Source organism: Tomitella biformata AHU 1821 (genome assembly GCF_000524475.1).
GTDB lineage: Bacteria > Actinomycetota > Actinomycetes > Mycobacteriales > Mycobacteriaceae > Tomitella > Tomitella biformata.
Genome location: NZ_BAVQ01000038.1, coordinates 1 through 13,620, shown reverse-complemented (window position 1 = coordinate 13,620; position 13,620 = coordinate 1). Strand labels below are relative to the sequence as shown.

The 13,620-nt window shown below is 67.7% G+C and carries 13 protein-coding genes; 3 read left to right on the top strand and 10 right to left on the bottom strand.

Annotated features, from left to right (window positions below):
* Positions 1-26: 26 nt before the first annotated feature.
* The 4 genes from TBIF_RS13685 to TBIF_RS24510 are packed head-to-tail and all read right to left on the bottom strand — an operon-like array spanning position 27 to position 4,644.
* Positions 27-1,031, bottom strand: coding sequence for a carbon-nitrogen hydrolase family protein (locus TBIF_RS13685; protein WP_084611707.1), 1,005 nt, complete (start codon positions 1,029-1,031; stop codon positions 27-29).
* Positions 1,028-2,455 carry a class II fumarate hydratase gene (locus TBIF_RS13680; protein WP_024795359.1) on the bottom strand — a complete coding sequence of 476 codons (1,428 nt, stop codon included), beginning with the start codon at positions 2,453-2,455 and terminating at the stop codon, positions 1,028-1,030. The genes TBIF_RS13685 and TBIF_RS13680 overlap by 4 nt, the downstream gene beginning before the upstream one ends.
* Positions 2,456-2,494: 39 nt before the next feature.
* Positions 2,495-3,994: a hypothetical protein gene (locus tag TBIF_RS23600; RefSeq protein ID WP_038171171.1), complete on the bottom strand. Its 1,500-nt coding sequence runs from the start codon at positions 3,992-3,994 to the stop codon at positions 2,495-2,497.
* An 8-nt stretch (positions 3,995-4,002) separates the two neighbouring features.
* Positions 4,003-4,644, bottom strand: a complete 642-nt coding sequence (locus tag TBIF_RS24510; protein ID WP_051461540.1) for a TetR/AcrR family transcriptional regulator — start codon at positions 4,642-4,644, stop codon at positions 4,003-4,005.
* Between the two features lie 73 nt (positions 4,645-4,717).
* On the opposite strand from TBIF_RS24510, the gene TBIF_RS13665 reads away from it, so the two are divergent.
* Positions 4,718-5,929, top strand: a complete 1,212-nt coding sequence (locus tag TBIF_RS13665) for a cytochrome P450 (RefSeq protein WP_235174735.1) — start codon at positions 4,718-4,720, stop codon at positions 5,927-5,929.
* A 69-nt stretch (positions 5,930-5,998) separates the two neighbouring features.
* On the opposite strand, the gene glpX is transcribed toward TBIF_RS13665, so the two are convergent.
* Positions 5,999-7,018 (bottom strand): class II fructose-bisphosphatase, encoded by a 1,020-nt coding sequence (gene glpX / locus TBIF_RS13660; RefSeq protein ID WP_024795357.1) that lies wholly within the window; start codon positions 7,016-7,018, stop codon positions 5,999-6,001.
* Positions 7,019-7,198: 180 nt separating this feature from the next.
* Between glpX and TBIF_RS13655 the strand changes: the two genes are divergently transcribed.
* Positions 7,199-7,744 (top strand): DUF4245 domain-containing protein, encoded by a 546-nt coding sequence (locus TBIF_RS13655; protein ID WP_148302267.1) that lies wholly within the window; start codon positions 7,199-7,201, stop codon positions 7,742-7,744.
* 8 nt (positions 7,745-7,752) lie between these two features.
* Here TBIF_RS13655 and TBIF_RS13650 read toward each other — a convergent pair whose 3' ends face one another.
* Genes TBIF_RS13650 through TBIF_RS13640 form a run of 3 tightly spaced genes read right to left on the bottom strand, consistent with a single transcriptional unit; the run spans position 7,753 to position 9,863 of the window.
* The gene (locus tag TBIF_RS13650; RefSeq protein WP_024795355.1) at positions 7,753-7,980 is read right to left on the bottom strand and encodes an exodeoxyribonuclease VII small subunit; all 228 of its coding nucleotides are present in this window, start codon (positions 7,978-7,980) and stop codon (positions 7,753-7,755) included.
* Positions 7,981-8,013: 33 nt separating this feature from the next.
* A complete protein-coding gene (gene xseA / locus TBIF_RS13645) occupies positions 8,014-9,264 on the bottom strand; it encodes an exodeoxyribonuclease VII large subunit (RefSeq protein WP_024795354.1) in 1,251 nt (416 codons plus the stop codon).
* Positions 9,261-9,863: a lipid droplet-associated protein gene (locus TBIF_RS13640; RefSeq protein WP_024795353.1), complete on the bottom strand. Its 603-nt coding sequence runs from the start codon at positions 9,861-9,863 to the stop codon at positions 9,261-9,263. The genes xseA and TBIF_RS13640 overlap by 4 nt, the downstream gene beginning before the upstream one ends.
* 76 nt (positions 9,864-9,939) lie before the next feature.
* On the opposite strand from TBIF_RS13640, the gene TBIF_RS13635 reads away from it, so the two are divergent.
* Positions 9,940-10,929, top strand: a complete 990-nt coding sequence (locus TBIF_RS13635) for a 4-hydroxy-3-methylbut-2-enyl diphosphate reductase (protein ID WP_024795352.1) — start codon at positions 9,940-9,942, stop codon at positions 10,927-10,929.
* A 155-nt stretch (positions 10,930-11,084) separates the two neighbouring features.
* Here TBIF_RS13635 and TBIF_RS25415 read toward each other — a convergent pair whose 3' ends face one another.
* Both TBIF_RS25415 and TBIF_RS13620 read right to left on the bottom strand, forming a co-directional pair.
* Complete coding sequence (locus TBIF_RS25415; protein ID WP_148302266.1) at positions 11,085-12,176, bottom strand: DUF6542 domain-containing protein; 1,092 nt, start codon at positions 12,174-12,176, stop codon at positions 11,085-11,087.
* Between the two features lie 47 nt (positions 12,177-12,223).
* Positions 12,224-13,438, bottom strand: coding sequence for a DNA recombination protein RmuC (locus tag TBIF_RS13620; RefSeq protein WP_024795350.1), 1,215 nt, complete (start codon positions 13,436-13,438; stop codon positions 12,224-12,226).
* Between the last annotated feature and the right edge of the window lie 182 nt (positions 13,439-13,620).

Below are 13,620 nucleotides of genomic sequence, written 5' to 3'. Positions count from 1 at the left end.
CTTGAGGTGGGTCGACTGCATGTGGGTCAAGGCTGCTCCTCATGGCCGCCGTCGGCCGGGGTGAAATAGGCTCGGGCCGAGTCTAATGCCGGACGGGGATTGACGCGCGCGTAAACGCGGCGACCGTGCACGCCCTGGTAAAGCCAGGCGAGCGTCGGCATGGCGCCCCGGCGGTGCAGCCAGAATCGCCGGGGGAGCGGTAGCGACCGGGCCACCGCGCCCGGCTGGATCTCCGCGAGCACCACCCCCGGCCCCTGCTCGGCGGAGCGTTCGGCGAGCACCCGGCCCGCCCCATCCGTGATCAGCGTTGCGCCCTCGAACCTGCCGCGGTAGCGCAGCGGCAGCCACGGCATGGGGCATTCGATCGGACCACAGTGCGCGGCGTGCACCAGTGGAGCACCAGCGAAGCGGGCGAAATCAGCGGCGGCGGCACGGGCGGTGGCGGCGTTGCGGCGCTCCATCGCGTCGAACACCGTGTGGGGCCGCCAGCCCGGCACCGTCCACCACCCTGAGCCAGTCATCAGCAGATCAACCCGGCCGCGCAGCCGCTCCGCGGTGCCGGTGCGCATCAACTCCCAGCAGACCGCCGCCCCGACCCGCAGCGGGGGCGCGCTGAGAACCCCGGAATCCGCCCCGCCGATATAGAAGGCGTTCTCCCACATCGTCGGCAGATCCTTATCGTGCCGGCCGAGGACGCCGTCGGGACCGGCGAGCAGATACGCGTTGCGCACGTGGCCGTCCGCGTCACGGCAGAGGAACGAGCCGCCCACCAGGGCGTGGTGGCGTCGGGCGAGGCGGGTCAGCAACTGTGTCGCGGCGCCGTCGGGCGGTAGCGCGCAATCATGGAGCCGCCGGTCGAAAGCGATCCCGGTGCTGAAGAACTCGGGCAGGCCGATGATCCTTGCGCCGCGACTGCCGGCTTCGTCGGCGAGCCGCTCGCACTGCGCGAGGTTGTGAGAGACGTCGGCGAGCCGGGCGTCGAGCTGGATTGCCGCGGCCAATACCGGACCGCCAACAGCTAAGGGGTTCACGGCATTTCCTGCACCCTGGTCATCGCCAGCACATCTAGTCGCCGGTCCAGCTCCTCCTCGCTGAGCTTGTCGGGCACCAGTCCGCGGTCGAGGACGGCCTGGCGGATCGTCTTGCGCTCCCGCAGCGCCTCTTTCGCGACGGCCGCCGCCTCCTCGTAGCCGATCGCCGAGTTCAGCGGGGTAACAATGGAGGGCGAGGACTCGGCCATCTCCTTCAGGTGCTCGACGTTCGCGAGGAGCCCGTCCACGCAGCGGTCCGCGAACAGGCGGGAGACGTTGGCCAGCAACCGGAATGACTCCAGCAGGTTGCGGGCCATCATCGGGATCGTGACGTTGAGCTCGAAGGCGCCAGATGCCCCGCCCCACGCGACGGCCGCGTCGTTCCCGACGACCTGGGCGGCGACCTGGGCCATCGCCTCCGGTAACACCGGGTTCACCTTGCCGGGCATGATCGAGCTGCCGGGCTGCAGGTCCGGCAGGTGGATCTCGCCGAGCCCGGTGAGCGGACCCGAGCCCATCCAGCGGATGTCGTTGGCGATCTTCGTCATGGACACTGCGATGGTGCGCAGCGCGCCGGAGGCCTCGACAAGCCCATCGCGCGCCGCCTGCGCCTCGAAAGGATCGAGGGCCGCACGCAGGTCGGTGAGCCCGGTGGACTGGACGAGCTCCGCGACCACGAGGGGGCCGAAGCCGGCGGGCGCGTTGAGCCCTGTGCCGACGGCCGTGCCGCCGATGGGGAGCTCGCCCAGCCGCGGCAGTGTCGCCCGTACCCGCTCGATACCCGCCTCGACCTGCCGCGCGTAGCCGCCGAACTCCTGCCCGAGCGTCACGGGCACCGCGTCCATCAGGTGGGTGCGGCCAGACTTGACGACGGTGCGCCATTCGCGGGACTTGGCGGCGAGGGCGTCGTGCAGGTGCTCGAGCGCGGGGATCAGGTCGGTGACCGCCGATTCGGTGGCCGCCACGTGGACCGCCGTCGGGAAGGTGTCATTGGAGGACTGCGACATGTTCACGTGGTCGTTGGGGTGCACTGCGACGCCGGCGCGCGCGGCGATCGACGCGATCACCTCATTCGCATTCATATTGGAGCTGGTGCCGGACCCCGTCTGGAACACGTCGATGGGGAACTGCGCGTCGTGCTTGCCATCGGCGATCTCCGTGGCCGCGTCGATAATCGCGGTGGCACGTGCCGCGTCGAGCAGCCCCAGGTCCAGGTTCACCTGCGCGCACGCGGCCTTGAGCAGCCCCATCGCCCGAATCTGCGAGCGCTCGAGCCCCCGGCCGCTGATGGGGAAGTTCTCCACCGCGCGCTGCGTCTGCGCCTGCCACAGGGCGTCGATGGGCACGCGGACCTCTCCCATGGTGTCGTGCTCGATGCGGAACTGGGCCTGGCCGTCTGCGGCGTCGTTCGTGGGATCGCTCATGGGATCCACTCTGCCACCGGGTGGTGGCGAAACCCAGGCCTAGCGCGGCGCGATGCGCAGGAGCCCCGTGATGGTGCCCTGGTACATGACCCGGTCTGGGGTGATCATGCCGACCATCTCGAGGGTGTCGACCACCGCGCTGGCCCCGATCTGCTGGCGCGCCCGGACCTCCCCGGTACCCGCATCGATCGCGGTGTAAGAGTAGCTGTCGAGGACGCCGGTGGCCATGTCGAGCATGGGCTCCTGGATCGGCAGGTCGGCCGAACCTGCGATGGCGTTGGGGAACAGCGCGTCGCGGGTGATTGTGTACAGCAGGCCGTCGGCCAGAGACAGCCGCGGCACGGCTGAGGAATGGATGTCGTTCTCCCACACCGTCTCGCAGCTGTCGCCCGCGGCATTGACGTCGATGCGGGTCATACCGCCCGCGATCGGGGCCATCGCCGGGGACGACGGGCCGGCACCCTCGGGCAGGGCGGGATACGGGTAACCATAGGTGCTGGTGAGGAACACCGAGTTGCCGGAGCCGACGGGGGAGTCCTCGGTGCCACTGGACCCGGGCGTGAAGATTGGTGCCTCGCAGACGGTCTCGCCGGTGGCGGAGCGGTAGACGATGAGGCTCTCCTGCGCGTCGGCGTTGTCGGTGATCGCCAGGTACTCGTTGCCCTTCTCCGGGCCGAAGAACGTGGGGCTGGCCCCCGAGCCCCAGCTGAGCTGGCCGGGCTTGCGGGCAGTGCCGCGGTCATACTCCGCGCGCCAGACGACGGTGGGCGCGCTCGCGGAGTCCGCGGTGAACAGGTACGTCGCGTGGTCGGTTGTCACTGCGGTGCCGAAGGCCGCGGTGGAGATGCTGTTCGCAATCTGCTCGCCCGCAAGGATTTTGGTTCGGACGGTACCGTCCGGCGCCACGACGCCGACGACCCCGAGGGCGCTCGCCAGCCAGACATTGCCGTCCCGGTCAGGCATCAGCGAGTTGACGGCGTCGCAGTCGCCGCCGCCGCAGTGCCCGGTGACGGGGTCGGCCAGCGGGGTCTCGGAGTCGATGGTCAGCCGCCAGGCCCCGTCGCCGCCCCGGGAGTGGCCGATGCGCAGCATGTCCGTGTTGCCGTCGACCATGACCATCCGGTCTTGGTCGTCCACATAGGCGTACACGCCGCCCAGCAGGCTGCCCTTCGTCAGCGTCAACGACGCGATCGAGGCCCCGGTCGCGGGATCGAGCAGATGCACCACCGGCTCACGGCCGATGATATTGGTGCACAACGCCATCGGCATCTCGTCCGAGCCCTGCAAGATCGTGGGGCAGGCGCCCAGCAACGGCACATACCGGGCGTCGACCGCTCCGGTGCCGGGCCCGGCGGAGGGCGTCGTGTCGGAGGACTCCGCGTCGCCGTGCATCGTCGCGGTGCCCACCGGGCCGAGGAACGGGTTGGCCGGCGGCAGGGGGCCGAACGGGGCGGCGTTGGCCAGCCCGTGCCCCGAGATTGCCAGCGCCGTGGCGGCCAGCAGCGTGAGAGATCGAGTGGCGAAGGCGTTGCGGCGCATGGGCGTCCTTAGTTTTCGACCGGTGGGCTGGCGGGCTGGCCTACAGCGTGGGGCGCGAGCATGGCCGCGGTGAGCATCGCGACGGTGTTGGCGACGAAGAGGTCGTGGTCGAGGAGGATGGGCTGGCCGCCGTCGAGACGTCGGCCGCGGTCCGCGAGCACTGCGGTCAGCATGCTGACCAGCATGGCGAGGCGTTCGAGCGCCACCTCCTCCGGCAGGACTGTCCGCAGCGCGTCGTCCAGCGCAGCGAGTTGGCCACCGACGCTGCTTCCGCGCAGTGGATTCGGCATCTGCCGGGTCGTCACGCCGGACTGTCCAGACAGCTGCACGATGATCCGGAGGAAGTTGCGGCCCGCCGGCGACTCCAGCTCGCGAGAAACCGGGGTTGTGATGATGCGGATCAGCCCGGGGATGTCCGCGGGCAGCGGCCCTTCGGGTTGGCGGGACTCGATGGCGGCCATGTGCTCGTCGAGTATCGCGGTGAGCAGGCCGTGGCGGGAGCCGAAGTGGTAATTGATCGCGGAGTCGTTGGACTGGCCGGCCGCGGTGACGATGGCCCTGGTCAGCGCCCCGTCGATGCCGTCGCGGGCGAAAAGTTCCGCGCCCGCGGCCAGCAGCTTCTCTCGTGTGGAGCTTGGTTCCCGTGACATAGAGCACAGATTAACGGATACTATTAACAGGCGCTGTTAATTGGCGAGATCCGTGAACGGACGAGGAGCACTCATGACCCAGGCACTGACCACCGTGTATGACCCCTTCGGCGACGCCTTCCAGTCGAACCCCTACCCGGCGTACCACGAACTCCGCGAGAACGACCCCGTCCACCGGCACGCCGAGCCCGGATTCTGGGCGCTCTCCCGCTTCGAGGACATCTGGACCGCGGTGCGGGACAACTCCGCGTTCTCCTCCGAGAGCGGTCTGACGTTCTACCCCGACGAGATCGGCCAGCTCGGCCTCGCCCCGACCATCGTCATGCTTGACCCGCCCCGCCATACCCGCCTGCGCAGCCTCATCGCGAAGGGCTTCACCCCGCATCGGGTGCTGTCGATGGAGCCGCTTATTCGCGAGTTCGTGCGCGGCCGCCTCGACGAGATGGCCGCCATGATCGCGCAGGGGGAGACGGTGGACCTGCACGGTGATTTCTCCTCGCAGATCCCGACCTTCGTGTTGGCTGAGCTGTTCGACCTGCCGGAGGGCGAGCGTGACCAGTTCGACCCGTGGGTGCGGGCCCTGACCTCGCTGCAGGACAGTGGGTTCGACATCCAAGCGCTAGAGGCCAAGGACGCTGTAGCGCAGATGTTCGGCTATTTCTCGGAGCTCATCACCGCCCGCCGCGCGAATCCCGGCGACGACATGATCAGCGTCCTTGCCCACGCCGAGCTCGATGGCGAGAGGCTCACGGACTGGGACATCCTCGGCTTCTGCTTCGTGCTGGTGGCCGGTGGCAACGACACCACCGGCAATCTCATCTCCCACGGCGTGATGCTGCTCGACGGCGACCACGCGCAACGTGACCGCCTCGTCGCCGAGCCCGAGCTGATCCCCAACGCCCTCCTGGAGTTTCTGCGCCTCGAGGGATCAGCGCAGGGCTTGGCCCGAACCACCCTCAAGCCGGTGACGGTCCACGGTATCGAGATCCCGGAGGGGGAGAAGGTCATGATGCTCTATGCGTCCGGGAACCGTGACGAGCGCGAATACGGCCCCACCGCAGGGGAACTCGACATCACCCGGCGCATCCCGCGACACCTCGGGTTCAGCAGCGGCGTGCACTTCTGCATCGGCTCGCACCTGGCACGGTTGCAGGGGCGGATCGCGTTGGAGGAGCTGCTGGCCCGGCACCCCAACGTCGGTGTGGACCTCGACAACGCGGTGCGGCTGAAGTCCGCCTTCACCCGTGGCTGGACGAAGCTGCCCGCGACGGGGCTGAGTAGCTGAGACAGCCCGGCCGGAGCAGCGATTGCGGGCTGTCCCGGCCGGGCTGTGTCCGTCTTAGCTCTTCCGCGTCTAGCCCTGGTGGGTGAAGTCCACCGTGGTGTACTCGCGCAGCTTTGCAAGCCGGTGATGTGCCTCGACCATGCGGACCGTGCCGGACTTGCTGCGCATGACGATGGAGTGCGTCGTCGCGCCGCCGCCCGCGTAGCGCACGCCGCGCAGTAGGTCGCCATCAGTGACGCCGGTGGCGCAGAAGAAGATGTTCTCGCCGGAGACGAGGTCCTCGGTGAACAGCACGCGGTCCAGGTCATGCCCGGCCGCGATCGCCTTCTCGCGCTCCGCGTCGTCCATCGGGGCGAGCTTGCCCTGCAGCGCGCCGCCCATGCAGCGCATCGCGGCGGCCGCGATGATGCCCTCGGGGGTGCCGCCGATGCCTAGCAGAATGTCGACGCCGGACTCGGGGCGCGCGGTGGCGATGGCGCCGGCGACATCGCCATCGGAGATCAGCTGGATGCGCGCGCCGGTGTCGCGGACGTCCTGGATCAGCTTGGCGTGGCGGGGACGGTCGAGGATGCACACCGTCACCTCGGACACGTCCGAGCGCTTCGTCTTGGCGACGCGGCGGATGTTCTCGAGGATCGGGGCCTCAATGTCGATAACGTCGGCGGCGTCCGGGCCCACCGCGATCTTCTCCATGTAGAAGACGGCGGACGGGTCGAACATGGCGCCGCGGTCGGCGCACGCCAGGACCGCGATGGAGTTCGGCATGCCCTTGGACATCAGCGTCGTGCCGTCGACGGGGTCAACCGCGACGTCGCAGTCGGGGCCGTCGCCGTTGCCGACCTCTTCGCCGTTGTACAGCATCGGGGCCTCGTCCTTCTCGCCCTCGCCGATCACGACGACGCCGCGCATGGAGACCGAGCTGACCATGTGGCGCATGGCGTCTACCGCTGCGCCGTCGCCGCCCTCTTTATCACCGCGCCCGACCCAGCGTCCGGCCGCCATGGCAGCCGCCTCTGTCACGCGCACCAACTCCATGGCGAGGTTGCGATCGGGAGCCTCGCGGTGCGTGGGTGCAGATGTGGCCGTCATAGGGCGCGTCCTCCTAGGCAGGTCATCAGACACGCGAGGTTAACGCGCGGCTGATGGGTGAATGTCCGGAATTTGGGTCAATTCTCGCAGAGCGCCGGTCGCTGACTCGCACCGGAGTCCAACCAGCGTTCGGCTGGCTGCGATACTAGGGGCGTGGCAAACCAACAGTCCCGTTTACACTTGAGCAGTCGCGACATGGTCATGACGCTGATTCCGTTCGTCATTATCTGCCTTATAGTCGCGGGGATTGCAGGCTCCTGCGCGTTCCGTCCGGGCGGACCGTCGGTGGGCGAGATCCCCAGGTACGACGCCCAACTCGCGCTTAGCTCGCAGGCTAAAAAGGTGGCCTTCCCGCTGCGGCTGCCGGCGACTCCCGAGGGCTGGACCACCAACTCCGGCGGGACTGTGGAGATCGCGAACACGGACGGCGGCGTGGCCGTGAACCTCGGCTACGTCACCGATCGGACGACGTTCTTGCAGATCACGCAGTCGGGCATCTCCGCCGACATGCTGCAGCAGTTCACGGCCTCGGGCTCGCGGAACATCACGGGCGAAGAGGTGATCGGCGACCAGGTCTGGGCGGTGTTCTCGGACGCGGACGCCGAGACCCTATGGGTGGCGCAGCTACCGAACTCGAGCGTCTCCATTACCGGTAGCGGCTCGCCGGAGGAATTCTCGGCACTGGCAACAGCCTTCAGCCAGGCCCAGCCCCTGCCAACCAGCTAGCTAGCCAGTCAGCCCTGGTCGGCAGTGCCCTCGGCAAGGGTCTTCTCGATGCGCTCGCGGGCCCCGGCCAGGTGGAACTCGCAGCGCTTGGCCAGCTTCTCGCCCCGCTCCCACAGAGATAGCGAAGCGTCCAGATCCAGGCCGCCCTGCTCGAGGACACGGACCACGTCGATCAACTCATCGCGCGCGTCCTCGTAGCCGAGCTCGTCGACGGGCTTCTCATCGGTGCTGCTCACTGCTTATTCCTAACGATTGAAGGGGATGGAGAGTCAGTCCTTGCCGATGACGGCGGCGCGGACCGCGCCGTCGGCGACTCGAACGCGGATCTGTGCGCCGGGCGGCGCGTCTTGGACGGACCGCAGCACCTCCGTGGTGGCGTCGGGCAGGATCCGCTGCACCACCGCGTAGCCGCGGGCAAGCGTCGCGGCGGGGCCCAGGGTGGTGAGGCGGGCAGCGAGGTGCGCCAGCGTCGTCTGCTCGGCGGCGACTCCACGCTGGACATCGCGCCGGACGTTGGCGAGTAGCCGGGTGACCTCCTCAGATTTCTGCTCCATCGCACCGAGAGGGTTGGCGAGCACCGGACGGCTCCGGATCTGGGCCAGTCCGTGCATCTCGCGTTGGACCCAGGAACGCAGGGCGCTCGCGCTGCGACCGCGCAGTTCCGAGACCAGCGCGCGTTCCGCAATAACGTCGGGCACCACCATTTTCGCTGCGTCCGTGGGTGTGGCCGCGCGGAGATCGGCGACATGGTCGAGCAGCGGATTATCGGGCTCGTGCCCGATGGCGCTGACCACCGGGGTGGTGGCCTTGGAGACCGCGCGGCACAGTGCCTCGTCGGAGAACGGCAGCAGGTCCTCGACGCTGCCGCCGCCGCGGGCGATGATGATGACCTCCACGGCAGGGTTCGCGTCGAGCTCCCGGAGCGCCTCGATGACCAACGGGACGGCGGTGGTGCCCTGCACCGGGGTGTTTCGGACCTCGAAGCGGACGTCCGGCCACCGACGCTGGGCCACCGAAAGGACATCGCGCTCGGCCGCGCTGGCGCGCCCGGTGATCAGCCCAATCGTGCCTGGCAGGAACGGCAGCGGACGCTTGAGGCGGGGGTCGAACAAGCCCTCCGCCGCGAGCAGTTGCCGCAGTCGCTCGATGCGCGCAAGCAGCTCGCCGATCCCGACGGCACGGATCTCCGTGACCCGCAGTGAGAGCGTGCCGCGGCCGGTGTAGAACGTCGGCTTGCCGTAGACGACCACGCGGCTGCCCTCGGTCAGCGGAACCGGGGAATCGCGCAGCAGGGTGGGGGAGCAGGTGATGGACAGGGACATGTCCGCGGACGGGTCCCGCAGCACGATGAACGCGGTGCGGGTGCCCGGCCGCGCGTTGAGTTGCGTGATCTCGCCCTCAACCCAGATGGAGCCGAGACGGTTGATCCAATCCGAGATCTTCGTCGCGACCACGCGCACAGGCCACGGCTGCTCCGCAGTGCTGGCACCCTGGGCCGGACGGGCCTGGGGTGCGGTCACTTGGCGGGGGTGCTGGCGATGCGGTTCTCCAGCATCGTCAGATACGGCGAGCGAGCGGATCCGGCGCGCTCATGCGTCAGCAGTTCCGCGAGCTCATCCAAGGACAGCGTGCGCAACCGCGAGCGGAGCTGGGCGAGGGTGAGCCCGTCATAGTTGAGGTACTCCACGACGCCTGACTTCTCAGCGGACTCCGGAGTCGAAGCGGCAGCCTCGACGGCACCTGACGCCTTCACTTCGGCTGGCCCAGTGGTCGCCTCCACCGCGGCGATCGGTGTGGAGTACAGCGCGAAACGCCCGATTCCGCCAGCCTCCGTGCCACGGTCCGCCTTCACCGCGGGCAGGTCTGCATCAGGTGTCTGATCCTCATCGAAAACCGCCCATTCGGGCTGCTCTCGGGCGGGATACATGAATGACAGCGCCTGGTCGCCCTTGATCGCGAGGCCGGTGATGGTCTGCTGGACCCGCATGGTGGTCTGCAGCATCAGGCTCACCGAAGTCATGGGCAAAGTCACCGCGGTGGTGGGCAGCCGACGGGTTTCTTCAACGAGGGTCAAAGCCAAGCCAGCGGCCACTCTCGCCATAAAAGGGGGACGGATCATTCCTCTAGAGTGCCCTATACCTCGGGTCGATGGTAGGCGAGGTGCCGCCAGCGTTTTACATACGTACGATGGGGTCATGTCTGCCTCTGTCATTCCTGCTGGTGAAAAGCGAGTTCTACTTGCCGAGCCGCGCGGCTATTGCGCTGGCGTCGATCGTGCGGTTGAAACCGTCGAACGTGCACTGAAGAAACACGGCGCGCCCATCTACGTGCGCAAGGAGATCGTCCACAACCGCCATGTGGTGGACACCTTGATGGAACAGGGTGTGATCTTCGTCGACGAGACGGACGAGGTGCCGGAGGGCTCGCTGCTGGTGTTCTCCGCGCACGGCGTCTCGCCGGCGGTTCGCGACGCCGCCGACAATCGCCACCTGCACACCATCGACGCGACTTGCCCGCTGGTGACCAAGGTCCACCAGGAGGCCAAGCGGTTCGCGCGCGACGACTTCGACATCCTGCTGATCGGCCATGACGGGCACGAAGAGGTCGAGGGCACGGCGGGCGAGGCGCCCGATCACGTACAGGTCGTCAATGGCCCTGAGGACGTCGACAAGGTGACTGTGCGGGACGAGTCCAAGGTCATCTGGCTCTCGCAGACCACACTGAGCGTTGATGAGACCATGCTCACCGTACGGAAGCTGCGGGAGCGTTTCCCCGACCTGCAGGACCCGCCGAGCGACGATATTTGCTACGCGACGCAGAACCGCCAGGTCGCCGTCAAGGAGATGGCTCCGCGCTGCGACCTGGTGATCGTGGTCGGCTCAGAGAACTCGTCAAACTCGGTGCGGCTCGTCGAGGTGGCGTTGCAGGCCGGAGCCAAGGCGTCCCACCTGGTGGACTACGCGAACGAGATCGACCTGGCCTGGCTCGAGGGTGTGCGGACGGTCGGCCTGACTTCCGGCGCGTCAGTGCCCGAGATTCTGGTGCGAGGGGTTCTGGACCTGCTCTCCGAGCATGGGTACGCCGACGTCGAGCCCGTCAAGACCGCACAGGAGACGCTTGTGTTCTCCTTGCCCCGGGAACTGCGTCCCAGCCGCGTCCTGAACCTGACGGTCAAGCCCAGCTGATGCCACCGGGCTGACAGCCCCACAGCGCAGGAGGCCCTGCAGTGCGAATTGCCCGCCACCTCGGGAAACTGAGGTGGCGGGCAATTTTGGCGTTGAGGGCGAACGAGCTGGGCGAACAGCCAGGACTAGAGGTCTGGACTGGGGGTCTGGACTGGCTAGTCGCGGTACCGGACGTTGGGCAGCCTGGGATAGTCCGACTTCTCGTCCGGACTTGTCTTGCCCGGATCTGCTGTGTCCGGGCGAGGCTTCTCCGGCCGGTTCGCCCGGTAGCGCGGCACCTCGGCCTGGCGCTCCGCGAACTCGCGCACCGACTCCTGCTGCCTCCGACGCCGACCCGTGGTCGTGGTGGGCTCATCGGTTGCGGGTGGCGGAGGGCTCCTGCGTGGTGCCGGCTGGCTGGGCTGTGACGACTGTTGGGGTTCGCCGGCATAACGGTGGCCGCGCGAACTGCGGGTCCGGGGCACATCGTCACGGTGCGTACGCGGCTGCCGATCCGGGGAACGTGGATCTTCGCGGGACGGCTGCGCGGACGCCCGCCGGGTCCGAGTATTCGGTGGCACGCTGCCGCTCTGGCGTGGTTCGTTGCTGCGGTGTGCGTCGGGGACAGCGGCAGCAGGATTGGCTGCAGAGGGATTGGCTGCGGCAGACCTGGGCGAGGCAGCTCGAGGAGTCGCCGAGCGCTGGCCGGCCGCGGGCCTGTCCGCTGCTGCCGATGAGCGTGCTGCAGGCTTTCGCAGTGGCGCCTGCCGCGCCGAGTCGCTGCGAGTCGCGGCGGAGGAGGCTGAGACCGTCTCGCGGTTCGTGGTCCTCGGGGAGCCCGTGGGCGACCGACGACGGCCTGCGGCGCCTTGTTTTCCGCGGCGTTCCTGGATGTACAGCGTGAGCCTGAATGCGCCGATGACCCAGACAACCACTGTGGTGAACGCCATGGTGGGGAACCGGTCGATGAGGGGCAGGACCAAGTCCAACACCAGGCTCTTCAAGCCCTGCGTGGGCCCTACCGCGAAGGTCTTATATGCCAAGGGGACGGCGATGATCAGCAGCAGCGGTGGCTGCACCATGGCGGTGAACAGCGACTTATTCTGGACCATCAGCACGGCGGCGACACAGCCGATGAAGAACATCACGCTGAAGAACATGGTGAGCTCTGAGCCGGCGATATCGTCAATCAGATAGCCGATCGTGATGGGGATCGCCGCACATGCCAACGCACCCCACCAGGGCAGGCCAGACACAGACTGAAGCACCGACCGTTGGTCGAGTGGTACTCGTCCTCGGGCGCGTTGAGTAACTGTCACCCCCCGAGGTTAGCTGTATTGGTCAGGGGAGTGGCATTTGTAGACATGTCGGTCTCGCGTGTCGATGCGGCCCGGAGGTGCCTAGGCGACTCGTCTACCCGCCGAATCTCCGCCGGCTGGTCGCTGGAAACATCGAGCTCGGCGAGTTTCCGGGCGGTCACCATCACTCGGGACTCCATGGACGCGGCCGTGGCATTGAATGCCTCCACGGCCTTCCCAAGGTGGCCACCGGCCTTATCCATGTGCCGGGCCATCGTGTCTAGCCGCTGATACAGCTCCTTGCCGAGGTTGTGAATCGCTGTGGCATCGCGCGAGAACGCCTCCTGCCGCCACGTCAACGCCACGGTGCGCAGGAGCGCGATCAGAGTCGTGGGGGTGGTGAGCACAACATTTTTGCTGAACGCGAACTCGAGCAGACCGGGGTCAGTGGACAGTGCGGCGTCGAGAAAAGGGTCGCCGGGGACGAAGAGCACCACGAATTCCGGGGTTGGATCGAAGGACTGCCAGTACGACTTCGCCGCCAGTTGGTCCACATGGCTGCGCAACTGCGCCGCATGCCGGAACATCAGTTGCTCTTTGTCTTGGGGCTTGTCGGCCGACAGCGCGTCCAGATAGGCGGAGAAGGGCACCTTCGCGTCCACAACGATCTGGCGTCCGCCGGCGAGCCGGACGATCATGTCGGGGCGGACCTTGGTGGTGCGCCCACCCTCGGCAGCATCGGCCGACACCTGGGTGTCGAAATCGCAGTGCCGGGTCATACCGGCGAGTTCGACTACCCGCTCCAACTGCAGTTCGCCCCACCGGCCCCGGATCTGCGGCGAACGCAGGGCTCCAACTAGCTGGGTGGTCTGCGCGGTCAGCTGCTGGGAGGCCCGGCGCATGCCGACCACCTGTTCGGTCAGGCCCGCATAGGCGTGGACCCGCTCACGCTCGATCGCCTCCACCTGTTTGGCCAGGGTCCCCACGGCGTCTCGGAGCGGGCCCACGATATGAGCCATCTGAGCCCCCACCGCCCCGGCCTGGCGTTGGGCCGAGTCGGCGTTGACAGCGTTGAGGGAAGTCAGCAGGGTGCGCTCCCCATCCTCGCGCGCCTCGAGCAGGGCTTCTGCGCGGGCGAGCCGATCACCGGTTCGCGAGGCATGGGCCAGCCAGCCCAATAGGGCACCGAGAAGCAGCGCGGCGAGCAGTCCGATTGCTGACAGAGCGTTCATGGTGGGGATGATGCGCCGAGGGTGTGACAGTTTCGAGAAAAGCGCAGGTGAGGGTGCTGTGTTGCCGGGCATTGTATGGCTGCCGATAGCTTGTCTTGCCGTCCGGGCGTTCTCGTGTGGTTATTCTCGTTGTGGCGGTGGTTGACCGTCCGGCCCAGGAAAATCGGGTGTCTCACGTAAAT

Excerpts from the sequence above, each read along its gene's own strand:
- TBIF_RS13635 (WP_024795352.1), top strand. The coding sequence starts at position 9,940 with ATGTCTGCCTCTGTCATTCCTGCTGGTGAAAAGCGAGTTCTACTTGCC.
- TBIF_RS13665 (WP_235174735.1), top strand. The coding sequence starts at position 4,718 with ATGACCCAGGCACTGACCACCGTGTATGACCCCTTCGGCGACGCCTTC.
- TBIF_RS13680 (WP_024795359.1), bottom strand. The coding sequence starts at position 2,455 with ATGAGCGATCCCACGAACGACGCCGCAGACGGCCAGGCCCAGTTCCGC.
- TBIF_RS13640 (WP_024795353.1), bottom strand. The coding sequence starts at position 9,863 with ATGATCCGTCCCCCTTTTATGGCGAGAGTGGCCGCTGGCTTGGCTTTG.
- TBIF_RS23600 (WP_038171171.1), bottom strand. The coding sequence starts at position 3,994 with ATGCGCCGCAACGCCTTCGCCACTCGATCTCTCACGCTGCTGGCCGCC.
- glpX (WP_024795357.1), bottom strand. The coding sequence starts at position 7,018 with ATGACGGCCACATCTGCACCCACGCACCGCGAGGCTCCCGATCGCAAC.
- TBIF_RS24510 (WP_051461540.1), bottom strand. The coding sequence starts at position 4,644 with ATGTCACGGGAACCAAGCTCCACACGAGAGAAGCTGCTGGCCGCGGGC.
- TBIF_RS13620 (WP_024795350.1), bottom strand. The coding sequence starts at position 13,438 with ATGAACGCTCTGTCAGCAATCGGACTGCTCGCCGCGCTGCTTCTCGGT.